General features: G+C 56.4%; 25 protein-coding genes, 2 tRNA genes and 1 other annotated feature. Of the genes, 16 read left to right on the top strand and 11 right to left on the bottom strand.

The window, feature by feature from the left end:
• Positions 1-87: 87 nt before the first annotated feature.
• From shiA to FOY96_RS07600, 3 genes are all read left to right on the top strand, one after another.
• A complete protein-coding gene (gene shiA / locus FOY96_RS07610; protein WP_143346788.1) occupies positions 88-1,401 on the top strand; it encodes a shikimate transporter in 1,314 nt (437 codons plus the stop codon).
• A 73-nt stretch (positions 1,402-1,474) separates the two neighbouring features.
• The gene (locus tag FOY96_RS07605; RefSeq protein ID WP_023312354.1) at positions 1,475-2,929 is read left to right on the top strand and encodes an AMP nucleosidase; all 1,455 of its coding nucleotides are present in this window, start codon (positions 1,475-1,477) and stop codon (positions 2,927-2,929) included.
• An 18-nt stretch (positions 2,930-2,947) separates the two neighbouring features.
• On the top strand, positions 2,948-4,720 hold the full coding sequence (locus tag FOY96_RS07600; protein WP_143346787.1) for an aminopeptidase P family protein: 1,773 nt from the start codon (positions 2,948-2,950) through the stop codon (positions 4,718-4,720).
• 144 nt (positions 4,721-4,864) lie between these two features.
• Here FOY96_RS07600 and FOY96_RS07595 read toward each other — a convergent pair.
• Both FOY96_RS07595 and emmdR read right to left on the bottom strand, forming a co-directional pair.
• A tRNA-Asn gene (locus FOY96_RS07595) sits at positions 4,865-4,940 on the bottom strand.
• A 103-nt stretch (positions 4,941-5,043) separates the two neighbouring features.
• Entirely contained in the window at positions 5,044-6,498 is a 1,455-nt protein-coding gene (gene emmdR / locus FOY96_RS07590; RefSeq protein ID WP_143346786.1) for a multidrug efflux MATE transporter EmmdR, read from the bottom strand.
• Positions 6,499-6,659: 161 nt separating this feature from the next.
• On the opposite strand from emmdR, the gene FOY96_RS07585 reads away from it, so the two are divergent.
• A tRNA-Asn gene (locus FOY96_RS07585) sits at positions 6,660-6,735 on the top strand.
• A 53-nt stretch (positions 6,736-6,788) separates the two neighbouring features.
• Positions 6,789-7,124, top strand: coding sequence for a gamma-glutamylcyclotransferase family protein (locus FOY96_RS07580; protein WP_045142990.1), 336 nt, complete (start codon positions 6,789-6,791; stop codon positions 7,122-7,124).
• A gap of 47 nt (positions 7,125-7,171) precedes the next feature.
• On the opposite strand, the gene FOY96_RS07575 is transcribed toward FOY96_RS07580, so the two are convergent.
• The 4 genes from FOY96_RS07575 to dacD form a co-directional block, all read right to left on the bottom strand.
• Entirely contained in the window at positions 7,172-7,507 is a 336-nt protein-coding gene (locus tag FOY96_RS07575) for a DUF496 family protein (RefSeq protein WP_008499467.1), read from the bottom strand.
• Between the two features lie 158 nt (positions 7,508-7,665).
• Complete coding sequence (locus FOY96_RS07570) at positions 7,666-8,724, bottom strand: FUSC family protein (RefSeq protein WP_033145945.1); 1,059 nt, start codon at positions 8,722-8,724, stop codon at positions 7,666-7,668.
• A gap of 92 nt (positions 8,725-8,816) precedes the next feature.
• Positions 8,817-9,290: a DNA gyrase inhibitor SbmC gene (gene sbmC, locus FOY96_RS07565; RefSeq protein WP_033145946.1), complete on the bottom strand. Its 474-nt coding sequence runs from the start codon at positions 9,288-9,290 to the stop codon at positions 8,817-8,819.
• A gap of 119 nt (positions 9,291-9,409) precedes the next feature.
• A complete protein-coding gene (gene dacD / locus FOY96_RS07560) occupies positions 9,410-10,576 on the bottom strand; it encodes a serine-type D-Ala-D-Ala carboxypeptidase DacD (protein ID WP_032658759.1) in 1,167 nt (388 codons plus the stop codon).
• Positions 10,577-10,774: 198 nt separating this feature from the next.
• Here dacD and sbcB point away from each other — a divergent pair, with 198 nt between their 5' ends.
• Complete coding sequence (gene sbcB / locus FOY96_RS07555; protein WP_370650855.1) at positions 10,775-12,211, top strand: exodeoxyribonuclease I; 1,437 nt, start codon at positions 10,775-10,777, stop codon at positions 12,209-12,211.
• A 119-nt stretch (positions 12,212-12,330) separates the two neighbouring features.
• Here the strand turns inward: sbcB and plaP are convergent, their stop codons facing one another.
• The 4 genes from plaP to FOY96_RS07535 form a co-directional block, all read right to left on the bottom strand.
• Positions 12,331-13,689, bottom strand: coding sequence for a putrescine/proton symporter PlaP (plaP, locus tag FOY96_RS07550; protein ID WP_143346785.1), 1,359 nt, complete (start codon positions 13,687-13,689; stop codon positions 12,331-12,333).
• Positions 13,679-13,741: a membrane protein YoeI gene (gene yoeI, locus FOY96_RS07545; RefSeq protein ID WP_099458931.1), complete on the bottom strand. Its 63-nt coding sequence runs from the start codon at positions 13,739-13,741 to the stop codon at positions 13,679-13,681. The genes plaP and yoeI overlap by 11 nt, the downstream gene beginning before the upstream one ends.
• A gap of 219 nt (positions 13,742-13,960) precedes the next feature.
• Entirely contained in the window at positions 13,961-14,890 is a 930-nt protein-coding gene (locus FOY96_RS07540; RefSeq protein WP_143346784.1) for a LysR substrate-binding domain-containing protein, read from the bottom strand.
• A gap of 41 nt (positions 14,891-14,931) precedes the next feature.
• Positions 14,932-15,756 (bottom strand): SDR family oxidoreductase, encoded by an 825-nt coding sequence (locus FOY96_RS07535; protein WP_024908072.1) that lies wholly within the window; start codon positions 15,754-15,756, stop codon positions 14,932-14,934.
• 175 nt (positions 15,757-15,931) lie between these two features.
• Here FOY96_RS07535 and hisL point away from each other — a divergent pair, with 175 nt between their 5' ends.
• The 9 genes from hisL to hisIE all read left to right on the top strand — a co-directional run bounded on the left by hisL (position 15,932) and on the right by hisIE (position 23,148).
• A complete protein-coding gene (gene hisL, locus FOY96_RS07530) occupies positions 15,932-15,982 on the top strand; it encodes a his operon leader peptide (protein WP_001364200.1) in 51 nt (16 codons plus the stop codon).
• Positions 15,958-16,081: a sequence feature (His leader region), on the top strand. (Overlaps the previous gene by 25 nt.)
• 45 nt (positions 16,082-16,126) lie before the next feature.
• Positions 16,127-17,026, top strand: a complete 900-nt coding sequence (gene hisG / locus FOY96_RS07525; RefSeq protein ID WP_028018500.1) for an ATP phosphoribosyltransferase — start codon at positions 16,127-16,129, stop codon at positions 17,024-17,026.
• A gap of 5 nt (positions 17,027-17,031) precedes the next feature.
• Positions 17,032-18,336, top strand: coding sequence for a histidinol dehydrogenase (gene hisD / locus FOY96_RS07520; protein ID WP_033146555.1), 1,305 nt, complete (start codon positions 17,032-17,034; stop codon positions 18,334-18,336).
• Positions 18,333-19,394 carry a histidinol-phosphate transaminase gene (hisC, locus tag FOY96_RS07515; RefSeq protein ID WP_143346783.1) on the top strand — a complete coding sequence of 354 codons (1,062 nt, stop codon included), beginning with the start codon at positions 18,333-18,335 and terminating at the stop codon, positions 19,392-19,394. Before hisD ends, hisC begins: the two co-directional genes overlap by 4 nt.
• Entirely contained in the window at positions 19,391-20,458 is a 1,068-nt protein-coding gene (gene hisB, locus FOY96_RS07510) for a bifunctional histidinol-phosphatase/imidazoleglycerol-phosphate dehydratase HisB (RefSeq protein WP_143346782.1), read from the top strand. Before hisC ends, hisB begins: the two co-directional genes overlap by 4 nt.
• On the top strand, positions 20,458-21,048 hold the full coding sequence (hisH, locus tag FOY96_RS07505; RefSeq protein ID WP_032636077.1) for an imidazole glycerol phosphate synthase subunit HisH: 591 nt from the start codon (positions 20,458-20,460) through the stop codon (positions 21,046-21,048). The genes hisB and hisH overlap by 1 nt, the downstream gene beginning before the upstream one ends.
• The gene (gene hisA, locus FOY96_RS07500) at positions 21,048-21,785 is read left to right on the top strand and encodes a 1-(5-phosphoribosyl)-5-[(5-phosphoribosylamino)methylideneamino]imidazole-4-carboxamide isomerase (RefSeq protein ID WP_143346781.1); all 738 of its coding nucleotides are present in this window, start codon (positions 21,048-21,050) and stop codon (positions 21,783-21,785) included. The genes hisH and hisA overlap by 1 nt, the downstream gene beginning before the upstream one ends.
• Complete coding sequence (gene hisF, locus FOY96_RS07495; protein ID WP_023330862.1) at positions 21,767-22,543, top strand: imidazole glycerol phosphate synthase subunit HisF; 777 nt, start codon at positions 21,767-21,769, stop codon at positions 22,541-22,543. Before hisA ends, hisF begins: the two co-directional genes overlap by 19 nt.
• Complete coding sequence (gene hisIE / locus FOY96_RS07490) at positions 22,537-23,148, top strand: bifunctional phosphoribosyl-AMP cyclohydrolase/phosphoribosyl-ATP diphosphatase HisIE (protein ID WP_143346780.1); 612 nt, start codon at positions 22,537-22,539, stop codon at positions 23,146-23,148. The genes hisF and hisIE overlap by 7 nt, the downstream gene beginning before the upstream one ends.
• A 41-nt stretch (positions 23,149-23,189) precedes the next feature.
• On the opposite strand, the gene wzzB is transcribed toward hisIE, so the two are convergent.
• A complete protein-coding gene (wzzB, locus tag FOY96_RS07485; protein ID WP_143346779.1) occupies positions 23,190-24,170 on the bottom strand; it encodes an LPS O-antigen chain length determinant protein WzzB in 981 nt (326 codons plus the stop codon).
• 192 nt (positions 24,171-24,362) lie between these two features.
• Here wzzB and FOY96_RS07480 point away from each other — a divergent pair, with 192 nt between their 5' ends.
• Positions 24,363-25,367 (top strand): NAD-dependent epimerase, encoded by a 1,005-nt coding sequence (locus tag FOY96_RS07480; RefSeq protein WP_143346778.1) that lies wholly within the window; start codon positions 24,363-24,365, stop codon positions 25,365-25,367.
• Positions 25,368-25,398 lie beyond the last annotated feature (31 nt).

Raw genomic sequence — 25,398 nt, 5'->3', positions numbered from 1 at the left:
CTCATAGGTTCCGTTTATATGACGGGCGCAACGTGAGTGACCTTTTCTTATACCAATAATTAAAAAATCAGTACGGACAGGACAACTATGGACTCCACCCTCATCTCCGATCGTCCCAACGAGGAGACACCTTCGCTCAATCGTGCCCGCCGCGCAGCCTTAGGCAGCTTCGCGGGTGCCGTCGTCGACTGGTATGATTTTCTGCTTTACGGCATCACTGCCGCCCTGGTGTTTAACCGCGAGTTTTTCCCCCAGGTCAGCCCTGCGATGGGCACGCTTGCCGCGTTTGCCACCTTCGGCGTCGGCTTTCTGTTTCGCCCGCTGGGCGGAGTGATCTTCGGCCACTTCGGCGACCGCCTGGGCCGCAAGCGCATGCTGATGCTCACCGTCTGGATGATGGGGATCGCCACCGCGCTGATTGGCGTTCTCCCTTCGTTTTCCGCCATTGGCTGGTGGGCGCCGGTACTGCTGGTCACCCTGCGCGCCATCCAGGGATTCGCCGTCGGCGGCGAATGGGGCGGTGCGGCGCTTCTGTCCGTAGAGAGCGCGCCGAAAAATAAGAAAGCGTTTTACAGCAGCGGCGTACAGGTCGGGTACGGCGTGGGCCTTCTGCTTTCCACCGGGCTGGTATCGCTAATCAGCCAGCTCACCACCGACGAGCAGTTCCTGAGCTGGGGCTGGCGCATTCCGTTCATCTTCAGCATCGTGCTGGTCATCGCCGCGCTGTGGATCCGTAACGGGATGGAGGAGTCGGCTGAGTTTGAAAAGCAGCAGGAAAAACCGGCCACGAACAGACGTCTTCCGGTCATGGAAGCCCTCGTCCGGCACCCTGGCGCTTTTCTGAAAATTATCGCCCTGCGCCTGTGCGAACTGCTGACGATGTATATCGTCACCGCGTTTGCCCTGAACTACTCGACGCAAAACCTTGGTCTGCCGCGCGAGCTGTTCCTGAATATTGGCCTGCTGGTCGGCGGGATCAGCTGTCTGACTATCCCCTGCTTCGCCTGGCTGGCTGACAGGTTTGGCCGCCGTCGCGTCTACATCACCGGGGCGCTGATTGGCACCCTCAGCGCCTGGCCATTCTTTATGGCGCTCGAGGCGCAGTCGATCTTCTGGATTGTCTTCTTCGCCATCATGCTCGCCAACATCGCTCACGATATGGTGGTCTGCGTGCAGCAGCCGATGTTCACCGAGCTGTTTGGCGCAAGCTACCGCTACAGCGGCGCGGGCGTGGGCTATCAGGTCGCAAGCGTGGTCGGTGGCGGATTTACGCCGTTTATTGCCGCCGCGCTGGTGACCTTCTCCGGCGGCAACTGGCACAGCGTGGCGATTTATCTGCTGGCCGGCTGCCTGCTGTCGGCGGCGACGGCGCTGCTGATGAAAGAGACGAGCCACGGCTGATCTCCCTTTTGTTTCACAGGCGTGTGACATACTATCGGGTAGAGTCGCACACCTGTGGAACAAGGAGACAGAGATGAATAATAAGGGCTCCAGCCTGACCCCGGCTCAGGCGCTGGAAAAACTCGACGCGCTGTATGAACAGTCCGTCAACGCGCTGCGCGGCGCCATCAGCGAATATATCGAAACAGGGAAACTTCCCGACCAAAAGGCCAGAACCGAGGGCCTTTTTGTTTATCCATCGCTCTCTGTGACCTGGGACGGCAGCGCCAGCAGTAATCCCAAAACCCGCGCCTACGCGCGCTTTACCCACTCCGGCTGCTACAGCACCACCGTCACCCGCCCCGCGCTGTTCCGACCGTATCTTGAAGAACAACTCACGCTGCTGTACCAGGATTACGGCGCGCACATTGCCGTTGAGCCCTCGCAGCATGAGATCCCGTATCCGTACGTGATTGACGGTTCGGCGTTAACCCTTGACCGCTCCATGAGCGCGGGGCTGACCCGCCACTTCCCGACGACGGAACTTTCACAGATTGGCGATGAGACGGCCGACGGGATTTATCACCCGGCAGAATTTTCTCCCCTGTCGCATTTTGATGCCCGCCGGGTCGATTTCTCTCTGGCGCGCCTGCGCCACTACACCGGTACGCCAGTCGAACATTTCCAGCCGTTCGTGCTCTTTACCAACTACACCCGCTACGTTGATGAGTTTGTCCGCTGGGGCTGCAGCCAGATCCTGGACCCGGAGAGCCCGTATATCGCGCTGTCCTGCGCGGGCGGGATCTGGATCACCGCTGAAACCGAAGCGCCCGAGCAGGCCATTTCCGACCTGGCGTGGAAAAAGCACCAGATGCCCGCCTGGCACCTGATCACCGCCGACGGCCAGGGCATCACGCTGATTAACATCGGCGTTGGCCCGTCAAATGCCAAGACCATCTGCGACCATCTGGCGGTACTGCGCCCGGACGTGTGGCTGATGATTGGCCACTGCGGCGGCCTGCGCGAAAGCCAGCTGATTGGCGACTACGTGCTGGCCCACGCCTATCTGCGCGATGACCACGTGCTTGATGCGGTGCTGCCGCCGGATATCCCAATCCCGAGCATCGCCGAAGTACAGCGCGCGCTGTATGACGCCACCAAAGAGGTCAGCGGCATGCCGGGCGAAGAGGTTAAACAGCGCCTGCGCACCGGTACGGTCGTCACAACGGATGACCGCAACTGGGAGCTGCGCTACTCCGCCTCCGCGCTGCGGTTCAACCTGAGCCGCGCGGTGGCGATCGATATGGAGAGCGCCACCATTGCCGCGCAGGGGTATCGCTTCCGCGTTCCTTACGGCACGCTGCTGTGCGTCTCCGACAAGCCGCTGCACGGTGAAATTAAGCTGCCGGGCCAGGCCAACCGTTTCTACGAAGGGGCTATCTCTGAGCATCTGCAGATTGGTATTCGTGCGATTGATTTACTTCGCGCGGAGGGCGACAAGCTGCATTCGCGCAAGCTGCGCACCTTCAACGAGCCGCCGTTCCGCTAATCACGATAAGGAAAAACAATGTCCAGCACATCACCGCTCTCTGCCCTGCGCCACTGGCTTGAGGCCAGCCATCTCGACGGGATGATCGTCCCGCGCGCGGATGCCTGGCAGAGCGAATACTGCGCGCCTTACGACGAAAAGCTGGCCTGGCTGACGGGCTTTGACGGTTCGGCCGGCGTGGCGCTGGTGCTGAAAAACAAAGCGCTGCTGTTCGTCGACGGGCGCTATCAGGTTCAGGCGCGCGTTCAGGTCAATATGGATGAGGTTGAGATCCACCACCTGCACAACGAGCCGCTGGCAGAATGGCTGGCAGAAAACGTTGAGGCAGGAACGCGCATCGGTTTTGACGCGCTGCTGATGACCAACGCGGAGTTTGAGCAACTGTCAGCCACGCCGTGCGAGCTGGTGCCGCTGAAGGTCTCGCCGTTTGACACGCTATGGACCGATCGCCCAGCCGCACCGGCGGGGCTTATCCGTGAGATGCCGGTTGAACACAGCGGCGAACGCAGCGCGGACAAACGTCAGCGCGTCGCCGCCGTGCTGGCCGCAAACAATGCCGATTATCTCGCCGTCACCCTGCCGGATAACATCGCCTGGCTGTTAAACGTCCGCGGTGCGGATATCCCTTACAGCCCGGTACCGCTCTCCTTTGCCCTTCTTGGTCGTGACGGTCACGTTGAGTGGTTTGTTAACGACAATAAGCTCAGCGCTCTGCCTGACTGTGTGCGCAATGCGTTCACCATTGCGCCGCAGGATACCTTTATTGAACGCTGCCAGCAGATTGCCGTAGGCAAACGGGTGATGATTGATGCCGATTCCGCGCCGGTTGCCCTGCGCTTCGCCATTGAACCACGGGGAGAAATTGTCTGGCGGACTGACCCCATCACCCTGATGAAAGCGACTAAAAACCCGGTCGAGCTGGCGGGTTATCGCGAGTGCCATCACCGGGACGGGGCCGCGTGGGTCAACTTCCTCGCCTGGCTGAGCCGCGAAGTGCCGCGGCGCGAGGCGGCAGGACAACCGCTCACCGAGCTTGACGCGCAGGCGCAGCAGCTTGCGTTCCGTCAACAGCAGCCCGGGTTCATCGAGCAGAGTTTTGCAACCATCTCCGCCTCTTCGAGCAATGCGGCGATGTGCCACTACCATTCGAGCGAGGCCAGCAATAAGCCTATCGGCCATGACCATTTTTACCTGAACGATTCCGGCGGCCAGTATGCTAACGGCACCACCGATGCCACGCGCACGCTGGCGTGGGGTAACGTCGATCCGCAGCAGCGCCTGCACTACACTGCCGTGCTGAGAGGCTTCCTGTCGCTCATTACCCTGCAGTTCCCTTCTGGGACTCAGGGGCATCAGCTGGATGCGTTTGCGCGTCGCCCGCTGTGGGAGATGGGGCTGGATTACGATCACGGCACGGGACACGGCGTGGGGCACCAGCTGCTGATCCACGAGAACCCGCATCGCATCGCCAAAAAGGTTAACCCGTGGCCGCTGGTGGCGGGCAATATCATGACTATCGAGCCAGGCTACTATCTGGGCGATAGCCACGGTATTCGTATTGAAAACCAGGTGGAGATTGTGGAGAGCCGTCCGGGTTTCTGCAAATTTGCCTCGCTGACGCTGATCCCGATCGACTTAAGTCAGGTTGAGCTGCATCTGCTGAGCGAGCAGGAAAAGCAGTGGCTGGATGCGTATCACCGGCAGGTACGCGAGGCGCTCTCACCTCTGGTGAATAGCGAAGCGCGTGAGTGGCTGGTTGAGGCGACGGCGCCGATTGGTTTGGTTCGATAGTGCATTGTGCGGGCTGGTGCCCTCACCCCAACCCTCTCCCACGGGAGAGGGTGCACACACTAAAAACGGCAACAAGGTTGCCGTTTTGCATTTACCTTGCGCAGAAAAGCAAAAAGCCTGCTTTAAAAGCAGGCTTTTTAAATTTGGCTCCTCTGACTGGACTCGAACCAGTGACATACGGATTAACAGTCCGCCGTTCTACCGACTGAACTACAGAGGAATCGTGTGAACGGGGCGCATATTATCGATGCTCCCCCATGATGTCAAAGGCAGAATGCACATTTCCGATCGTTTGCCGAATTATTCTCCACTTCGCGCAATTGTCAGGCACTCTTTCGCGGATATTTCCACAGCCAGCGTCCGCTGACCATCCGCCAGTAGAACAGCGCGCCCCGCACGGCCCAGTCGAGGAACATCCCCAGCCAGACGCCGACCACACCCCATCCGAGCATCACCCCGAGCGTATACCCCGCGACAACGCGACATCCCCACATGCCTAGCATCGATACCCACATCGCAAAGCGGGCATCGCGCGCCCCTTTCAGCCCGGCGGGTAATACCCATGAGGCCGCCCAGATGGGCATAAAGGCCGCGTTGAGCCAGATGAGGATCTTAACAACCTCTTTAACGTCGTCTTCGTGGGTATAAAACGAGGCCATCAGCCCGGCAAACGGCGCGGTTCCCCAGGCGATCAGCGTCAGCCCAATGGTTGACAGCCAGAACACGTGCCGCAGCTGCCGCTCCGCCTGGCCTATCTGCCCTTTCCCGAGCCGTTTACCCGTAATAATGGTGGATGCTGAACCCAGCGCGTTACCCGGCAGGTTAATCAGCGAGGCAATAGAGAAGGCGATAAAGTTACCGGCGATAACGTCGGTCCCCATCCCGGCGACAAACATCTGCGTGAGCAGCTTCCCGCCGTTGAACAATACCGATTCAATGCTCGCGGGAATGCCGATGCCCATAACTTCCCAGATAATGGCGAAATTAAAGGGGCGGAAATAGCTTTTTAGCGTCAGACGCAGCGAGGGGGTGATCCCCGCCATCAGCACCCCGATGATGGCTGCCGCACCGATATAGCGTGAAATGGTTAACCCCAGTCCGGCACCGACGAACCCCAGCCCCTCCCACGAGAACACGCCGTAGATCAGCACGCTGCTGATAATGATATTCAGGATATTCATCCCGCCGTTGATCAGCAGCGGAATTTTGGTGTTGCCCGCCCCGCGCAGCGCACCGCTGCCAATCAGCGCAATGGCCGCCGCCGGATAGCTTAAGACGGTCATTTCCAGGTAGGTCAGCGCCAGGTCTTTAACCTCGTTAGTGGCCTCCCCGGCGACAAAATCGATAATCTCTTTACCGAAATAGTGGATCACCGCCGCCAGAACGATCGAAAAAATGGTCATGATCATCAGCGACTGGCGGGCCGCCTCGCGTGCACGTTTGGGATCAAGCTTGCCGAGGCTAAAGGCCACCACCACCGTCGTCCCGAGATCTATGGCGGCAAAGAACGAGATTACCACCATGTTAAAGCTGTCCGCCAGCCCAACCCCAGCCATCGCCTCTTTTCCCAGCCAGCTCACCAGGAAGGTGCTCAAAACCCCCATCAGCAGAACGCAGGTATTTTCCAGGAAGATAGGCACGGCAAGGGGGGTGATTTCACGCCAGAACAGGACACGATAGCTTTTACGTTTTGCATACCATGGCGTGCGCATTATCGCCTGGCGTAAGGAGGCAGTGACGTTCAAAATGGACCTTAGCGAGAAAAGTTGAAACTCCATTTCAAATGATGGGGGACAAATGCTAATCCTGCAAAGTATTTTCCAGAAAAAGATGTGTGGATTTACAACAAACTGACGACAGAATCAGCAATCAGTCGATTTTCCCTAAGATCAGGTTTGACAAAAGTTTTTTCGCCGCTAAGATAAGCCTCCACAACGATTCCTCTGTAGTTCAGTCGGTAGAACGGCGGACTGTTAATCCGTATGTCACTGGTTCGAGTCCAGTCAGAGGAGCCAAATTTAAAAAGCCTGCTTTTAAAGCAGGCTTTTTGCTTTGCGGATGAGGGAAAATGAACGCTCTGTTTGTCTACGGCACGCTGCGCCCGGGCCACGCTAATGCGCATATTCTTGAAGACATCGGCGGCGAATGGCTGGCCGGTTCCGTATCCGGCACGTTTTACGAACGCGGCTGGGGCGCCGCGGCGGACTTCCCGGGAATTGTGCTCCACCCTGACGGCCCCCGCGTCGAAGGCTATCTGTTTATCTCGGATAACCTTGCCGCACACTGGCAAATGCTGGACGAATTTGAAGACGGCTACGATCGGGTTGAGGTCACGGTGACCACCCTTGAAGGCAAGCAGGTTCAGGCCTGGATTTATCAGCTACAGCCGCGTTCTGAATCATAAAAAAAGGCTCTCTGTCACCAGAGAGCCTTTTTCATTATTCGCTGCGATTACTCGCTTTTTGCTTCGCCGTTTTTGATTTCGCCCATCACTTTCAGCTTTTTAGAGATGTCGCGACGCTCTTTGGACAGCTCAGCGTTTTTGATGATGTAGTCATCAACGCGGTCTTCATAGTCGCTCTTCATGCTGGCGATGATGCCCTGAATAGCTTCAACGCTCATACCTGGCTTGATGTAGTCGCTCAGGTTGTCGAGCAGCAGAACACGTTTCTGGTTGTCACGGATCTTCTTCTCAACGTCCTGGATTTCACGCTGCAGCTTGTTTTTGCGGCGGAACAGGCGGACGAATTCCAGAACATCCTGGAACGAAGGCTTGGTAGTTTCCATTTTTACACCCCTGATAATGTGAGATTCGGATTCGTTAAGGCAACCGTTGTAACAATAACCTTACTGACAGCGGCTGCGAATGACAATGAGTATATCGTTTAAAGCTATCATAACCCCAATTGCTGCTGAATCGAAGCAGCAGCCGTCACATACGCCTTTTATTTGCGCAGCGCCCGGCAAATAAGGTGCGATAACAGCTCAAGCTGCCGCGCCAGTTCCATGCTCAGCCAGACGTAGCCATGAATAGGCGTTTCCGCAACGTTATCGCTCTGGCGTTCATTGATTAACTGCTTCAGCTCCGCAACGATCTCATTCAGCCGCTCGCTGTTGGCCAGTATCGGCTGCGGATTCCCTTCATAGAGCGCATGGGCGATGGTCAACAGCGTTTGCTGCGTCATCTGCTGGGTCTCTTTGAGGGTCTGCGCGTTAAGCATCAACAGATGGCTGGGACGTGAGGCCCAGTGCGCGTTGATTTGCAGTTCAAGCATGCACACCAGATTGCGGCTTACCGTCTGGATGGCTTCGAAAATCGATTTTTGAATACGGGTTTCTTTGCTGGCGGGCGTGATCAGGCCGCGCATTTTGACCACGTCGTTGAGGATCGTTTGCAGATGCTTTTCCAGCCGGGGACGCTCGACCAGATTCGGAGAAAAACCGGCCTGATAGACGCGGTTAAAGGCGGTGACGTAGTTCGCCATCTGAATACGCCAGTGCAGAAAAGCGCGCTGCGGCCAGATACCGGTGAAGAGCATGGCCAGCAGTGACCCCAGGATAACATCCCCGCTTCGCCACAGCGCCGTGGTCATATCCCCGGCGGGCGCACCGACAACTACCGCGAGAGTAATCCCAATCAGCAAGGCCTGATACGGTCTTTTGCCCAACGCCAGCCAGCCGCACAGGAACATGGCGGCCCCGCACCATGCCAGCATCACGGGAAATGAGATGAGCTCCAGCTTCAGGGCAATAAGCCCAAGGGCCGAGCCTAAAACCGTCCCGCCAATTCGCTCAAAGGCGCGCGGAACAACGTTCCCCCAAAACGAGATGGGCCCCATCACCACCACCAGGGTGATCAGCGGCCACGTCCCTTCCGGAACATCAAGCAAACGGACCAGTACAAACGTCAATACGAACGCCAGCGCGATGCGGCACCCGTGCACCACGCGGTAATGTTTGTACAAGCGAATTTCAAAAGGGGTTAATGATTTGTCGGGACGCACACCCGCTCTCCAGCTACACGGCAAATCACAATTGTACTGTGTTTTCAGCCGGGCGGCTCGCTCCCGGCTGAAAAACCCTTCATTTAGCAGGCTTAAGCCGTTTTATGCTCTACCGCAATATACATTTCGATATCCCAGTAGCCGTCTGCATTGCCGTCATTGAGATAGCGTTCGAAGCAGGGTTTAAGCGCCATCTGGTACTTATTGTCCTGCAGCAGAGAGTTGAAGAACTGATACCACGGCGTGGCGAAGTCGTAGTTTTCCACGCGCGCCGTCGCCACGGCATAATCCCCGGCCGCGATTTCCGTCATCATGACGCCTTCGCTGTTTTCCGGGATAACGAAATCGTCCGGCACCGTAACGGCCGTATCGCAGCGCAGTTTTTCTGCCGGGACCTCATCGGGGTTATCGTAGTAGACCGCAACCCACTCCAGCGGCTCAATGTGGCGCCCGTCCACCCACATCACCAGCTGTTCAAAGCCCTGTTTTACCGTTTGTTCCCACGGTCCGACCAAATGAAAACCGGCAATCTTACGTTTCTGTTGCTGCTTGATGCTGTAGTCCATGCTGCCTCCATTTATTACTGTATATTTATACACTATAAAGCTGGATTACTATTATCGGCAAACGAGGAGTGTTTATTATGTGAGCAGACTCGCAACCCTGCCAGTCTGCCCATCAGCGGTTAAAGCGTGTGGTGGAGATAATCGCTCATGCGAGAGAACAGTCCGCCCTTATCAACGGCTTCCAGCGTCACCAGCGGCCAGTGCGCCACCACCTTGTCACGGTCATAGAGCTGGATCTCCCCGACCCGCTGATGCGCAGCAATCGGCGCTTCCAGCTCTTTTTTATCCAGCACGTATTTGGCTTTGATGTTCGGCACTTCCGCTTTCGGCAAGGCCAGCCAGAAGTCCTGGTCGGTGCCCAGTTTCACCTGCTCCTTATCGCCGTACCAGATACGCTCTGTCCCCACTTTTTTACCGCTATGCAGGATTTGCACCGTATCGAAGTTCTGCTGCCCCCAGTGCAGCAGTTTTCGGGCCTGGTCCTCACGGCCTTTCGGGCTGTCCGCCCCCATCACCACCGCGATTAAACGGCGCTGGCCGTCAACGGCGGACGCAATCAGGTTAAAGCCCGCCCCCGAGGTGTGCCCCGTTTTAAGCCCGTCCACGTTCATGGTTTTATCCCACAGCAGGCCGTTACGGTTTTGCTGGGTGATCCCGTTCCAGGTCAGGCTCTTTTCGCTGTACATATGATAAAACTCAGGCTCGCCGTGAATGATGGCGCGGGAGAGTACGGCCAGGTCATAGGCCGAGCTGTGCTGGCCCGGCGCGTCCAGCCCGTGGACGGTTTCAAAGTGCGTATCGCGCAGGTTCAGCTTCTGCACGTAGTCGTTCATCATCTTCACAAACTGCGGCTGACCGCCCGCCACGTGATCTGCCAGCGCCACGCAGGCGTCGTTGCCGGAATCGACAATCAGACCGCGGCTTAAATCACGCACGGAGACGCGATCGCCCTCTTTCAGGAACATCAGCGATGAGCCGTCAAAAACCGGGTTGCCTTTTGCCCACGCGTCACGCCCGACGGTGACAATGTCGTCCGGCGTAATGCGATGGCTATCAATGGCCCGATCGACCACATACCCCGTCATCAGCTTGGTCAGGCTCGCCGGATTACGTTGTTGATGTTCGTTGCCCGCCGTTAAGATCTGACCAGTCGTGTAGTCCATCAGCACCCAGGAGCCAGCCTGAATGGCCGGAGGCTGCGGCGAAAAATCCAGTGGTTCGGCCGCAAAAGCAGATGAGACACTCGAAGCGAGTAAAGAAACAGCAATAAACAGACGGCGTTTCAACGGTATATCCTCAGGTCATTAAAAATCGATGACCTTTTTACGGGAGTTCTGATGTCGTTACCTGGCTTAATTGCAAAAAAATGTGACAGAGCACAGATTTTTCTCTGAAGCTGGCGCGCAAATTTGCTCGACGGCGGTGCTTTTTATTCGGTCTGAACCGCACGATCGTTTACCATAGTGACGTCATTTTTTAACAGGATGGTATTACTGGTGTCTGACTCTGCCGCTCGCCCGACTTTTTTATTCCATGACTACGAAACCTTTGGCACGCACCCGGCGCTGGACCGACCGGCGCAGTTTGCCGCCATCCGTACCGACGACGAATTCAACATTATTGGCGAGCCTGAGGTCTTTTACTGCAAGCCGGCTGATGACTACCTGCCGCAGCCCGGGGCGGTCATGGTCACCGGGATCACGCCTCAGGAAGCGCGCGAGAAAGGCGTTAACGAGGCAGAATTCGCCCGACGCATCCACGATCTGTTTACCGTCCCCAATACCTGCGTGGTCGGTTACAACAACATCCGCTTCGATGACGAAGTAACGCGCAACATCTTCTATCGCAACTTCTACGATCCCTATGCCTGGAGCTGGCAGAACCGCAATTCACGCTGGGATTTGCTCGACATCATGCGCGCCTGTTATGCCCTGCGTCCTGAGGGCATTAACTGGCCGGAAAACGAGGAAGGGCTGACCAGCTTCCGGCTGGAACACCTGACGCGCGCCAACGGCATCGAGCACAGCAATGCCCATGACGCGATGGCGGACGTCTATGCCACCATTGCCATGGCGAAGCTGGTGAAAAACGCGCAGCCCCGGCTGTTTGAGTATCTGCTGAGCCACCGCAGCAAGCAGAAGCTCATGACCCTTATCGACGTACCGCAGATGAAACCCCTGGTGCATATCTCCGGCATGTTTGGCGCCTGGCGCGGTAATACCAGCTGGGTCGCCCCGCTGGCCTGGCATCCGGACAACCGTAATGCGGTCATCATGGTGGATTTAGCTGGCGATATTTCGCCGCTGCTGGAGCTCGACAGCGATACCCTGCGCGAACGGCTCTATACCCCGAAAAATGAACTCGGCGATCTGCCCGCGGTGCCGGTCAAACTGGTGCATATCAATAAATGTCCGGTACTCGCGCAGGCGAATACGCTGCGCCCGGAAGATGCGGACAGACTGGGCATTAACCGTCAGCGCTGCCTCGATAACCTGAAAGTGCTGCGCGATAACCCGCAGGTGCGCGAGAAAGTAGTTGCTATCTTTGCCGAGGCGGAGCCGTTCGTGCCGTCTGAAAACGTGGATGCCCAGCTCTACAACGGCTTCTTCAGCGATGCCGACCGCGCGGCGATGAATATCGTTCTGCAAACCGAGCCGCGTAACTTACCGGCGCTGGATATTACTTTCGCCGATAAACGCATCGAAAAGCTGATGTTTAACTACCGCGCACGTAATTTCCCCGGCACGCTGGACGAGGCAGAGCAGGATCGCTGGCTGCAGCATCGTCGCAATGTCTTTACCCCTGAGTTCCTTAATAGCTATGCCCAGGAGCTGGAAATGCTTTATGGCCAGTATGAGGGGAATGCTGAGAAACAGGCGCTGTTGAAATCCCTGTTCCAGTACGCTCAAGAGATTGTCTGAGCGAGGGGTATAAAAAAGCCGGAGGCGATGTCTCCGGCTTTTTTTTGCCCGCTGGCACAGGCGCCAACGGGTGTGTCGTTTTGTAGGCCGGGCAAGCGCTAGCGCCACCCGGCGAGTCATTACGCGACGTCTTCGTACTGCGGAACCGGGTTACGGAAGCTCTTCGTGACGCAGGCCAGGTAAATCAGGCCGATACCCGCCCAAATCAGGCCAAGCACCATAGAGCTCTCTTCCAGGTTAACCCACAGCGCGCCCACGGTCAGGGCACCGCACATCGGCAGGAACAGATACTGGAAGTGTTCTTTCAGCGTCTTGTTACGCTTTTCACGGATCCAGAACTGAGAGATAACCGACAGGTTAACAAAGGTGAACGCCACCAGCGCACCGAAGTTAATCAGCGCCGTTGCCATCACCAGGTCAAAGTTAATCGCCAGAAGCGCAATGGCACCGACCAAGATGATGTTCATCGCCGGGGTACGCCAGGTTGGATGAACGTAGCCGAAGAAGCTTTTCGGGAATACGCCATCGCGGCCCATCACGTACATCAGACGCGCAACGCCTGCATGCGCGGCCATACCGGACGCCAGTACGGTAATGGTGGAGAAGATCAGCGCGCCAACCTGGAACGCTTTACCCGCCACATAGAGCATGATTTCCGGCTGAGATGCATCCGGATCCTTAAAGCGAGAGATATCCGGGAAGTACAGCTGCAGGAAATAGGTCGAGAAAATAAAGATCAGACCGCCAATCAGCGCCGTCAGGAAGATGGCGCGAGGGATCACGCGCTCTGCATCTTTCGTTTCTTCAGACAGGTTGCTGATGCCGTCAAAACCGGTAAAGGAGAAGCAGAGAATGGTTGCCCCGGTAATCATCGGGATCACATGGGCATCACCAGACCAGAACGGCTTGCTGCTCGCCAGAGTGCCGGCGCCTTCGCCGTGGAACACACCGTAAATCACCATGCCAAGAATAACGGCAATCAGGACAACCTGAAGGACGACGATAACGGAGTTAAAGTTGGCAACGGACTTAATGCTGCGCAGGTTAAAGGCGGTCATAAAGGCCACCAGCGCTACGACGAACATCCAGGATGGAATCGACGGCACCAGCGCTTCAAAATAAATTTTTGCCAGCAGAATGTTGATCATCGGCGCGAACAGATAGTCGAGCAGCGAAGACCAGCCCACCATAAAGCCAACTGTCGGGCTGATGGATTTCTGGGCATAGGTGTAGGCGGAACCAGCAGACGGATAGCGACGCACCAGTTTACCGTAGCTCAGCGCGGTAAAGAGGATTGCAATCAGCGCGAAGCCATAAGCCGTCGGCACATGACCGTCTGTGAGGCCTGATACGATACCGAATGTATCGAACAGCGTCATCGGTTGCATATAGGCAAGGCCCATCATAACAACCGGAATCAACGTAAGCGTTTTACGTAATTCCACGCGAGAGGTGTTTGGAGTTGCGTTATGCGACATAGTTATTCTCCTTTACGGTGATAACCGCCACGTAAGCGAAAAATTGCCCCATTTCTTTCTTCCTCAGCGACAACAACTGTCGGATTTTAGTAAATATCTATCCGGTACGAAGCCCGGCCTCTTGGTTTTTAGTTTCGTTTCGTACATGCAAAAAAAAATAACCGACGCCTTTTATATCGTCGATTATTCATTTGGTTGCAGCGGCCGCATTTTGCCCCACATCGGATACAAAAGGCAATACTTTGCAAAGCATGGGACAATTTTCTTTTTGCTAAATGGCTGATTTCTGGACGCCGGGCTGAGAGTAAACGGCGGAGATAGCACTATTTGCTAAAATCTCGTCTCGCCACCAGGCGCTTGCAAGCCCGGCAGTTTGTTCATTCCAGCCTACCCACACCGATTCATTACTGCTTTGAGCAAGTACCTGTTTTTCAACAAGCGCGCCGCTGTCAATAAACCGCTGCGCCAGATAGCGCGGTAAATAGCCGCAGCCCAGGCCGCTTATTTGCAGTTCCAGCTTGGTTTTAAAGTCGAAAACGGTAATGGCCTCCTGCTCATCAAGCAGCTGCGAGGAGACCGAGCATTCCGGACGAGAGCTGTCCCCGACCACGATGGCGCGGTAGCCTTTAATCACGCGACGGTTAAGCGGCTCGGGTTCCTGAGCCAGCGGGTGATGGGGCGCCACGGCAAATACCTGCTCCAGCACGCCCAGCCGGGCAAAACCAAAATCACTCAGCTGGGGAGGCTCATGGAGTGCACCGACAAAGATATCCGCCCTGCCCTGCGTTAAGGCATCCCAGGAGCCACCCAGCACGCCATTGATAAAGATAAGCCGGGTCACGCTGTGGTGTTGATAGAAGGCTTCAATCAGCGGCGTCAGGAGAGAAAATGGGAAGGTATCATCCACGCCAATAACCAGCTCGTTTTCCCAACCCTGATGAAGTTTTACGGCCTGTTTTTCGAGTTCACGAACGGTATGGAGGACTTCACGACCTTTTTCCAGCAGCATCTGTCCTGTTCGGGTAAAACGTGCGCGGTGCCCGGAGCGATCGAGGATCTGGATATTGAGATCGCTTTCCAGTTTTTGAACGGTATAGCTCAACGCAGATGGGGTTTTGTAGAGCTTTGCTGACGCAGCGGCAAAGCTCCCCTCTTTTTCAAGGGCATCGAGAATAATAAGAACATCCAGCAGCGGTTTCATGCTCGCCCCCTTCTGGTGCGCGATCGTCTCCGCTGCGGGTCTTATTCCATGGGCATCACCAGCGGATCGGGATACTGATACTCAAACCCCAGCTCATGACAAATGCGATTGCCATCAACAATTTTGCCTTTACTGTCATCCTTTGCCTCACCAAAAACCGGCGGAGCCAGGCCCAGCTGACGTGCCATCAGCGGGTAAAACGTGCTGCGTGCCGGATGAGAAGGTGCACATATATTATAGATGTGTCCACCTTTCGGAGCCTGTAAGAGTAGCTCAATCGCAGCAACAACATCGTCAAGATGAACAAGATTGACGACATGCTGGCCGTCTGGCGCAGACTTACCGGCAAAAAAGCGTCCCGGATGGCGGCCTGGACCCACCAGCCCCGCCAGACGGACAATATCGACCTGCGTGCCGGGAAGATTATGCAGCCAGTCTTCCAGCTCTTTCAGAACCTGACCGCTCGCCGTCACGGGACGGCGCTCGGAACTCTCTTTCACCACGCCCTCAACTTCGCCATACACCGACGTCGAGCTGGTAAAAATGATGCGCGGAACATGGTGCGCCAGCGCGCTGTCGACGATCTCCTGCATCGCCTGCAGATAAAACGACTCGCCCGGGCCACTGCGCCGCGCGGGGAGCGTGATCACCAGCGCATCGACGTTCATCAGCGTGTCCAGATCGTCAGCATCACACACCAGCTCCGGTTCAAGGCGCAGCTCAACGCCATCAATACCGCACATGCGCGCTGCCTCTACCCCATCCGCCGTGGTTTTGCTCCCGGTCACCTGCCAGCCTTTCGCGGCTAATGACATCGCCAACGGCATTCCCAGCCACCCTAAACCGACAATTGCGACCTTTTTCATGCGAATTCTCCTGACTCTCACTCGTCTTTTATAAGGCTACGCCAGCCCGGCAGAACACACAATTCATAGCATCAATATGAAATGAATTAATGATCAAAAAAAGCCCTTGCAATATGTCGTACAACTGGTTTAGGTTAAAAGACATCAAATGAATAAGCATTCATCGAGAATTTACATGACACGCGTTCAATTTAAACACCACCATCATCACCATCATCCTGACTAGTCTTTCAGGCGATGTGTGCTGGAAGACGTTTGGATCTTCCAGTGGTGCATGAACGCATGAAAAAGCCCCCGGAAGATCTTCTTCCGGGGGCTTTTTTTTGGACCGAATTCAGACAGGTTAAAACAGGTTAACGAGGAATAAAGAATGTTAGATAACTCACGCTTACGCATAGCTATTCAAAAATCAGGCCGTTTGAGCGATGACTCACGCGAACTGCTGGCCCGCTGCGGGATTAAAATTAACCTGCACACCCAGCGCCTGATTGCTCTGGCTGAAAACATGCCCATCGACATTCTGCGCGTGCGTGATGACGATATTCCCGGCCTGGTCATGGATGGCGTCGTTGACCTCGGCATTATCGGGGAAAACGTGCTGGAAGAAGAGCTGCTGACCCGCCGCGCTCAGGGCGAAGATCCGCGTTACTTTACCCTGCGTCGTCTGGACTTCGGCGGCTGCCGCCTGTCGCTGGCTACGCCGGTTGACGAAGCGTGGGACGGCCCGGCCGCGCTGAACGGCAAACGTATCGCCACCTCTTACCCTCACCTGTTAAAGCGTTATCTCGACCAGAAAGGCGTGCAGTTTAAATCCTGCCTGCTGAACGGCTCTGTTGAAGTGGCGCCGCGTGCGGGTCTGGCGGACGCCATCTGTGACCTCGTCTCTACCGGCGCGACGCTGGAAGCCAACGGTCTGCGCGAAGTGGAAGTGATCTACCGCTCTAAAGCGTGCCTGATTCAGCGCGACGGCGACATGGCCGACGCCAAGCAGCAGCTGATCGACAAGCTGCTGACCCGCATTCAGGGCGTGATTCAGGCGCGTGAGTCCAAATACATCATGATGCACGCCCCAACCGAGCGTCTGGATGAAGTGATTGCCCTGCTGCCGGGCGCTGAGCGTCCAACCATCCTGCCGCTGGCGGGCGATCAGCAGCGCGTGGCGATGCACATGGTGAGCAGCGAAACCCTGTTCTGGGAAACCATGGAAAAACTGAAGGCGCTGGGCGCAAGCTCCATCCTGGTGCTGCCTATTGAGAAGATGATGGAGTAATGGCCATGAGCTTTAACACAATCATCGACTGGAACACCTGTAGCGACGCACAGCAGCGCGAGCTGCTGATGCGCCCGGCGATTTCCGCCTCTGAGAGCATCTCACGTACCGTGGCGGAGATCCTGGATAACGTCAAAGCCCGTGGCGATGACGCGCTGCGTGAATACAGCGCGAAGTTTGACAAGACGGAAGTCGGTGCATTACAGGTTACCGAGCAGGAAATCATTGATGCCAGCAATCGTCTGGGTGACGATATCAAGCAGGCGATGGCCGTCGCGGTGAAAAACATTGATACCTTCCACACCGCGCAAAAGCTGCAGACCGTGGATGTCGAAACCCTGCCCGGCGTGCGTTGTCAGCAGGTCACGCGCCCGGTTGCATCCGTTGGCCTCTATATCCCTGGCGGCTCTGCCCCGCTTTTCTCCACCGTACTGATGCTGGCAACACCCGCGCGCATTGCCGGGTGTCAGAAAGTGGTGCTTTGCTCACCGCCACCGATTGCCGACGAGATCCTTTATGCGGCGAAGCTGTGCGGCGTGCAGGCGGTCTATAAAGTGGGCGGCGCGCAGGCGATTTCGGCCCTGGCGTTCGGCACAGAATCCATTCCGAAGGTCGACAAAATTTTTGGCCCGGGCAATGCGTACGTGACCGAAGCCAAGCGCCAGGTCAGCCAGCGTCTGGACGGCGCGGCCATCGATATGCCTGCCGGCCCGTCTGAGGTGCTGGTGATTGCCGACAGCGGCGCAACGCCGGACTTCGTGGCCTCCGACCTGCTTTCTCAGGCGGAACACGGCCCGGACTCGCAGGTCATCCTGCTGACGCCGGATGCCGATATGGCGAAACGCGTGGGCGAAGCCGTTGAGCGCCAGCTTGCCGACCTGCCCCGCGCCGACACGGCACGTCAGGCGCTAGCGGCCAGCCGCCTCATTGTGGCGCGCGACCTGGACCAGTGTATTACCATCTCCAACCAGTACGGCCCGGAGCACCTGATCATTCAGACCCGCAACGCGCGCGATCTGGTTGACAGCATTACCAGCGCGGGCTCGGTGTTCCTCGGCGACTGGTCACCGGAGTCCGCGGGCGATTACGCCTCCGGCACCAACCACGTGCTGCCCACGTATGGCTACACCTCAACCTGTTCGAGCCTGGGCCTGGCGGATTTCCAGAAACGCATGACCGTGCAGGAGCTCTCCCGCGAAGGGTTTGCGTCACTGGCGTCTACTATTGAAACCCTGGCTGCCGCCGAGCGGCTGACCGCCCACAAAAATGCCGTTACGCTGCGCGTTGCAGCCCTGAAGGAGCAAGCATGAACATTGAAGAGTTAGCCCGCGAAAATGTCCGTCGCCTGACGCCTTACCAGTCGGCGCGTCGTCTGGGCGGTAAAGGGGATGTCTGGCTGAACGCCAACGAATTCCCGACGGCGGTGCAGTTCGAACTGTCGCAGCAAACGCTGAACCGCTATCCGGAATGTCAGCCGAAAGCGGTGATTGAAAACTACGCGCAGTACGCGGGCGTGAAGCCGGAGCAGGTGCTAGTCAGCCGCGGCGCGGATGAGGGCATTGAACTGCTGATTCGCGCCTTCTGCGAGCCGGGAAAAGATGCGGTGATGTACTGCCAGCCTACCTACGGCATGTACAGCGTCAGCGCGGAAACCTTCGGCGTAGCGTGTCGCAACGTGCAGGCGCTGGAGAACTGGCAGCTGGATCTTCAGGGGATCGCCGACAATCTCGATGGGGTAAAAGTGGTGTTCGTCTGTAGCCCGAACAACCCGACCGGACAGATTATCAACCCGCAGGATATCCGCACCCTGCTGGAGATGACGCGCGGTAAAGCGCTGGTGGTTGCCGACGAAGCCTACATCGAGTTCTGCCCCCAGGCGACGCTGGCAGGCTGGCTGGAAGAGTATCCGCACCTGGTGGTGCTGCGCACGCTGTCGAAAGCCTTTGCCCTTGCGGGTCTGCGCTGCGGCTTTACGCTGGCGAATAAAGAGGCCATCGACCTGCTGCTGAAAGTGATCGCCCCGTACCCGCTCTCAACGCCGGTTGCCGATATTGCGGCACAGGCGCTGACGCCTCAGGGGATCAACGCGATGCGCGAGCGCGTGGCGCAAATCCTGGAGGAACGGCAGTATCTGGTGACCGCCCTGAAGGATATCCCTTGCGTCGAGCAGGTATTCGACTCGGAAACTAACTACATCCTGGTGCGCTTCACCGCATCGAGTGCCGTATTTAAATCTTTATGGGATCAGGGCATTATCTTACGAGACCAGAATAAACAACCTTCTCTGAGCGGCTGCCTGCGCATTACCGTAGGCACCCATGCAGAGAGCCAGCGCGTGATTGACGCCCTGAAAGCGGAGAAAGTATGACCCAGAAGATCCTTTTCATCGATCGTGACGGCACCCTTATTTCGGAGCCACCAGCCGATTTTCAGGTCGACCGATTCGACAAGCTGGCTTTTGAACCGGACGTGATCCCGGTGCTGCTCAAGCTGCAAAAAGCAGGCTTTAAGCTGGTGATGATCACCAACCAGGATGGTCTGGGTACCGACAGCTTCCCGCAGGCGGACTTTGACGGCCCGCATAATCTGATGATGCAGGTGCTGACCTCTCAGGGCGTGGTATTTGATGACGTGCTGATTTGCCCGCACATGCCGGCCGACGAGTGCGACTGCCGTAAGCCAAAGGTGAAGCTGGTAGAGCGCTACCTGGCTGAAGATGCGCTGGATAAAGCCAACAGCTATGTCATCGGCGATCGCATCACCGATATCACGCTGGCGGAAAACATGGGCATCGCGGGGCTGCGCTACGATCGCAACAACCTTAACTGGGCGAAGATTGGCGAGCAGCTGACAAAACGCGACCGCTATTCCCACGTAGAGCGCAACACCAAAGAGACGCAGATTGATGTGAAGGTCTGGCTGGACCGTGAAGGCGGCAGCAAGATCCACACCGGCGTCGGTTTCTTCGACCACATGCTGGACCAGATTGCCACCCACGGCGGTTTCCGCATGGAAATTACGGTAAAAGGCGATCTCTACATTGACGATCACCACACCGTGGAAGATACCGGCCTGGCGCTGGGTGAAGCCCTGAAGCTGGCGCTCGGCGACAAGCGCGGCATTAACCGTTTCGGCTTTGTCCTGCCGATGGACGAGTGTCTGGCGCGCTGCGCGATGGACATCTCCGGCCGTCCGCACCTGGAATACAAAGCTGATTTCACCTACCAGCGCGTGGGCGATCTGAGCACCGAAATGGTGGAGCACTTCTTCCGCTCCTTGTCCTACACCATGGGCCTGACGCTGCACCTGAAGACCAAGGGCAAGAACGACCACCACCGCGTGGAGAGTCTCTTTAAAGCCTTTGGCCGTACCCTGCGCCAGGCAATTCGCGTGGAAGGTGACGCCCTGCCTTCATCGAAAGGAGTGCTGTAATGAACGTGGTCATTCTGGATACCGGATGCGCCAACCTGAACTCCGTCAAATCGGCGATTGCGCGCCACGGCTATGAGCCGGTGGTAAGCCGTGACCCGGACGTGGTGCTGCGCGCCGACAAACTCTTTTTACCGGGCGTGGGCACCGCGCAGGCGGCGATGGATCAGATTCGCGAACGCGAGCTGGTCGACCTGATCAAAGCCTGTACCCAGCCGGTGCTGGGCATTTGTCTGGGCATGCAGATCCTGGGCCGCCGCAGCGAAGAGAGCAACGGCGTTGACCTGCTGGGCATTATTGATGAAGACGTGCCGAAAATGACCGATCGCGGCCTGCCTCTGCCGCATATGGGCTGGAACCGCGTCTACGCCAAAGCGGGCGACCGGCTGTTTCGCGGCATCGAAGACGGCGCGTATTTTTACTTCGTGCACAGCTACGCCATGCCGGTGAACGTGAATACGATCGCCCAGTGCACCTACGGCGAGGCGTTTACGGCGGCCGTACAGAAAGACAACTTTTTCGGCGTACAGTTTCACCCGGAGCGCTCTGGCGCCGCGGGCGCGCAGCTGCTGAAAAACTTCCTGGAGATGTGATGATTATTCCCGCGTTAGATTTAATTGACGGTACGGTTGTCCGTCTGCATCAGGGCGATTACGGCCAGCAGCGCGACTACGGAAACGACCCGCTGCCGCGTCTGCAGGATTATGCCGCCCAGGGTGCGCAGGTACTGCACCTGGTGGATTTGACGGGCGCGAAAGACCCGGCGAAACGCCAGATCCCGCTGCTTAAACAACTTGTTGCGGGCGTTGATGTGCCCGTCCAGGTCGGCGGCGGCGTGCGTACGGAAGATGACGTCGCGGCGCTGCTGGACGCTGGCGTGGCCCGCGTGGTGGTGGGTTCAACCGCCGTGAAAGATCCTGAGACAGTGAAAGGCTGGTTCCGCCGCTTTGGCGCCGATGCTCTGGTGCTGGCGCTGGACGTGCGTATTGACGAACAGGGGAATAAGCAGGTGGCCGTTAGCGGCTGGCGGGAAAACTCCGGTGTGACGCTGGAAGAATTGGTCGATATCTATCTCCCCGTTGGCCTGAAGCACGTGTTGTGTACGGACATCTCCCGCGACGGAACGCTGGCGGGCTCTAACGTCTCGCTGTATGAAGAGGTCTGTGCGCGTTATCCGCAGGTGGCGTTCCAGTCTTCGGGCGGTATCGGTGATATCGGTGACGTGGCCGCGCTGCGCGGTACCGGTGTGAAGGGTGTGATTGTGGGTCGGGCCCTGCTGGAAGGTAAATTTACTGTGACGGAGGCGATTCAATGCTGGCAAAACGGATAATCCCCTGCCTGGACGTACGCGATGGTCAGGTCGTGAAAGGCGTGCAGTTCCGCAACCACGAGATCATTGGCGACATCGTCCCGCTGGCAAAACGCTATGCCGATGAAGGCGCCGACGAGCTGGTCTTTTACGACATCACCGCCTCCAGCGATGGCCGCGTGGTCGATAAAAGCTGGGTGGCACGCGTGGCGGAAGTGATCGACATTCCGTTCTGCGTGGCGGGCGGTATTAAATCCGCTGACGACGCCGCCAAAATTCTCTCGTTTGGCGCCGACAAGATTTCGATTAACTCCCCTGCCCTGGCCGACCCGGAGCTGATCACCCGCCTCGCCGATCGTTTTGGGGTGCAGTGTATTGTGGTTGGGATCGACACCTGGTATGACGCCGCAACGGGTAAGTACCACGTGAACCAGTACACCGGAGATGAAAGCCGCACGCGCGTGACGCAGTGGGAAACGCTCGACTGGGTGCAGGAAGTGCAAAAGCGTGGCGCGGGTGAAATTGTCCTCAACATGATGAACCAGGACGGCGTGCGTAACGGGTATGACCTCGAGCAGCTGAAAAAAGTCCGTGCGGTCTGCCACGTTCCGCTGATCGCCTCCGGCGGCGCGGGCACCATGGAACACTTTCTCGAAGCCTTCCGCGACGCCAACGTGGACGGCGCGCTGGCCGCATCCGTGTTCCACAAACAGATTATTAATATTGGTGAGTTAAAAACGTACCTGGCCGACCAGGGCGTGGAGATCAGGGTATGTTAACAGAGCAACAACAGGCGCAGCTGGACTGGGAAAAAACTGACGGGTTACTGCCGGTGGTTGTCCAGCATGCCGTCTCAGGCGAAGTGCTGATGCTGGGGTATATGAACCAGGACGCGCTGGCGAAAACGATCGACAGCGGCAAAGTGACCTTCTACTCGCGCACGAAACAGCGCCTGTGGACCAAAGGCGAGACCTCGGGTCATTTCCTGAATGCAGTGAGCATAACGCCTGACTGCGATAACGACACCCTGCTGGTGCTGGTAAACCCAATCGGCCCAACCTGCCATAAGGGCACCAGCAGCTGCTTCGGCGAGGCGAGCCACCAATGGTTGTTCCTGTATCAACTGGAACAGCTGCTGGCAGAGCGTAAAACGGCGGATCCTGAAAGTTCTTACACCGCGAAGCTGTACGCCAGCGGAACCAAGCGTATCGCACAGAAGGTAGGTGAAGAAGGCGTTGAGACGGCACTGGCCGCGACCGTGCATGACCGCGAGGAGCTGACGAATGAAGCGTCTGATTTGATGTATCACCTGCTGGTGCTGCTGCAGGATCAGGAGCTGGATTTGACGGCGGTGATTGAAAATCTTCGCAAACGTCACAAATAAAAAAAACCGGGGAATATCCCCGGTTTTTTTTAATCTGCAAATCAGACTTTGGGTTTGTAGTTGCGCAATGCGTTGCGGCCAAGCACAAAACCGGAACCAAGCAACCCGCCCAGCAGTACAGCAAGAATAAGAGTAATTGCTTTTTTCGGGCTGTCACGACGCACAGGGAGTTCCGGCTTCATGACATAACGGTAAACGTGGATCGTGTCCGGGTTAACGCTCAGATTCTGGATGTCCAGCAGATTTCGCCTGGTCTGGTAATAAGCTCTGGGAAAGACCAACGGGAGAGAAGCTTCGTTGTCAATCATGGATTTCAGCCCCTCACTTCCCAGCAAGAACATCGTTTCCTGAGTCACCTCCTGGGTTTGCTGGAGGCGCGGCGAGGTAATTTTCGCTGCTTCAGCGTTCTTGAGTGCCTCAGCAATCTGTTTGATACGCAGATCTTTCTGTTCCTGAGCGACCTTCTCCTGGTTTTGCAGGGAATCATTCAGGGTCTTTATCTGCGCTTTGATGTTGTCATTAAGGTCAGCGGCCAGTTCTTTAGCCGTTTGCTCATCTACCTGCTGGATGAACTGTGCCAATTGCTTTTGCGCAGCTTCTGCAGATGTACTGGTATACGATACTATTAATGGGAGCGGCTGCTCTTTAACCGTGGGCTCGATCGTCAGTTTTTCAGGCACTGCCTGGTTTTCAAGAGCCTGCGACAACGCCGAGAATGAGGAGCTAAAACGACCGATAGCGCGCGTTTGGTTGTCAAGCATTGTAGGTGCTGCGGTACCATAAAGGATGTTCAATGCATTAGAATAACTGGCAATCTGGGCCGCATCTGGTTGCGTAATAATCGCACTTGAGGTCCATTTTTCCTTTGCGACAGAGAGATATCCAATTGCCAGGGCGATACAAACAACAACAAAGGCGGCTATCACCCACTTCCCACGCCACAGCTGCAGCATTAAATCAAGTAAATCAATTTGCTCCGGGTCATTGCCTCGGCTGACCTGGCTATTGTTATTTTGCGTCATACAATCCCTAACTGATAAAAAAAGGGCAAACATAATTTTGTTTGTATAGTTTATCCATTACTGGCGATTTTTCTATAAGAATCCGATGAGTAATATCGGAAAGATGGGTTATGTAACTTACACCCTTCGCGCTATCATAGACGCCATGTGATGCGTTACGGCATCTATAGAATAGGGTTTATGAGGGAAGCTATGAAATTTTTAGTCACGGGCGCTGCAGGTTTTATCGGTGCGAATGTCAGTAAACGCCTCCTTGAGGCGGGTCATCAGGTTGTTGGTATCGATAATCTCAATGAATACTACGATGTCAACCTGAAGCTGGCGCGCCTGGAACTGTTAAAATCTGAGAGTTTCACCTTCCACAAGCTGGAATTAGCTGACCGGGAAGGTATGGCCACGCTTTTCGCCAGTGAGAAATTTGATCGTGTGATTCATCTGGCCGCGCAGGCGGGTGTACGCTACTCTCTTGAAAACCCTCACGCGTATGCAGATGCCAACCTTATCGGCCATCTCAACGTGCTGGAAGGCTGCCGCCATAATAACGTGCAGCATCTGCTTTATGCCTCGTCCAGCTCCGTATACGGCCTCAACCGCAAGATGCCCTTCTCCACTGACGATTCCGTGGATCACCCGGTCTCACTCTATGCCGCGACCAAAAAAGCCAATGAGCTGATGTCGCACACCTATTCGCATCTGTACAACTTGCCGACCACCGGCCTGCGCTTCTTCACCGTGTACGGTCCGTGGGGACGTCCGGACATGGCGCTATTTAAGTTTACTAAGGCGATCATTGAAGGCAAAAGCATCGATGTCTATAACTACGGTAAGATGAAGCGCGACTTCACGTACATTGATGACATCGCTGAAGCAATTATTCGTCTGCAGGATGTTATTCCTCAGTCAGACACAAACTGGACCGTTGAGACCGGCTCCCCGGCAACCAGTTCCGCGCCTTACCGGGTCTACAACATCGGTAACAGCTCGCCAGTCGAACTGATGGATTACATTACCGCCCTGGAAGACGCGCTGGGTAAAAAAGCAGAGAAAAACATGCTACCTCTTCAGCCAGGCGATGTTCTGGAGACCAGTGCCGATACCCAGGCTCTTTATGAGGTGATCGGATTTAAACCGCAAACCTCGGTTAAGGATGGAGTGAAAAACTTCGTTAACTGGTACCGCGAGTTTTACAAGGTTTGAAAATAAAAAACCCGGCAATTCAGCCGGGTTT

Source organism: Enterobacter asburiae (assembly GCF_007035645.1).
Classification (GTDB): Bacteria; Pseudomonadota; Gammaproteobacteria; order Enterobacterales; family Enterobacteriaceae; genus Enterobacter; species Enterobacter asburiae_B.
Note: the sequence above shows the minus strand (reverse complement) of the source record. Positions and strands in the feature narration are given on the sequence as shown.

Excerpts from the sequence above, each read along its gene's own strand:
- sbcB (WP_370650855.1), top strand. The coding sequence starts at position 10,775 with ATGGTATTACTGGTGTCTGACTCTGCCGCTCGCCCGACTTTTTTATTC.
- hisH (WP_032636077.1), top strand. The coding sequence starts at position 20,458 with ATGAACGTGGTCATTCTGGATACCGGATGCGCCAACCTGAACTCCGTC.
- FOY96_RS07540 (WP_143346784.1), bottom strand. The coding sequence starts at position 14,890 with ATGAAACCGCTGCTGGATGTTCTTATTATTCTCGATGCCCTTGAAAAA.
- wzzB (WP_143346779.1), bottom strand. The coding sequence starts at position 24,170 with ATGACGCAAAATAACAATAGCCAGGTCAGCCGAGGCAATGACCCGGAG.
- hisA (WP_143346781.1), top strand. The coding sequence starts at position 21,048 with ATGATTATTCCCGCGTTAGATTTAATTGACGGTACGGTTGTCCGTCTG.
- FOY96_RS07580 (WP_045142990.1), top strand. The coding sequence starts at position 6,789 with ATGAACGCTCTGTTTGTCTACGGCACGCTGCGCCCGGGCCACGCTAAT.
- plaP (WP_143346785.1), bottom strand. The coding sequence starts at position 13,689 with ATGTCGCATAACGCAACTCCAAACACCTCTCGCGTGGAATTACGTAAA.
- sbmC (WP_033145946.1), bottom strand. The coding sequence starts at position 9,290 with ATGGACTACAGCATCAAGCAGCAACAGAAACGTAAGATTGCCGGTTTT.
- hisG (WP_028018500.1), top strand. The coding sequence starts at position 16,127 with ATGTTAGATAACTCACGCTTACGCATAGCTATTCAAAAATCAGGCCGT.
- shiA (WP_143346788.1), top strand. The coding sequence starts at position 88 with ATGGACTCCACCCTCATCTCCGATCGTCCCAACGAGGAGACACCTTCG.
- FOY96_RS07535 (WP_024908072.1), bottom strand. The coding sequence starts at position 15,756 with ATGAAAAAGGTCGCAATTGTCGGTTTAGGGTGGCTGGGAATGCCGTTG.
- hisD (WP_033146555.1), top strand. The coding sequence starts at position 17,032 with ATGAGCTTTAACACAATCATCGACTGGAACACCTGTAGCGACGCACAG.
- FOY96_RS07600 (WP_143346787.1), top strand. The coding sequence starts at position 2,948 with ATGTCCAGCACATCACCGCTCTCTGCCCTGCGCCACTGGCTTGAGGCC.
- emmdR (WP_143346786.1), bottom strand. The coding sequence starts at position 6,498 with ATGGAGTTTCAACTTTTCTCGCTAAGGTCCATTTTGAACGTCACTGCC.
- FOY96_RS07605 (WP_023312354.1), top strand. The coding sequence starts at position 1,475 with ATGAATAATAAGGGCTCCAGCCTGACCCCGGCTCAGGCGCTGGAAAAA.
- FOY96_RS07575 (WP_008499467.1), bottom strand. The coding sequence starts at position 7,507 with ATGGAAACTACCAAGCCTTCGTTCCAGGATGTTCTGGAATTCGTCCGC.
- hisB (WP_143346782.1), top strand. The coding sequence starts at position 19,391 with ATGACCCAGAAGATCCTTTTCATCGATCGTGACGGCACCCTTATTTCG.
- hisIE (WP_143346780.1), top strand. The coding sequence starts at position 22,537 with ATGTTAACAGAGCAACAACAGGCGCAGCTGGACTGGGAAAAAACTGAC.
- hisF (WP_023330862.1), top strand. The coding sequence starts at position 21,767 with ATGCTGGCAAAACGGATAATCCCCTGCCTGGACGTACGCGATGGTCAG.
- FOY96_RS07480 (WP_143346778.1), top strand. The coding sequence starts at position 24,363 with ATGAAATTTTTAGTCACGGGCGCTGCAGGTTTTATCGGTGCGAATGTC.
- hisC (WP_143346783.1), top strand. The coding sequence starts at position 18,333 with ATGAACATTGAAGAGTTAGCCCGCGAAAATGTCCGTCGCCTGACGCCT.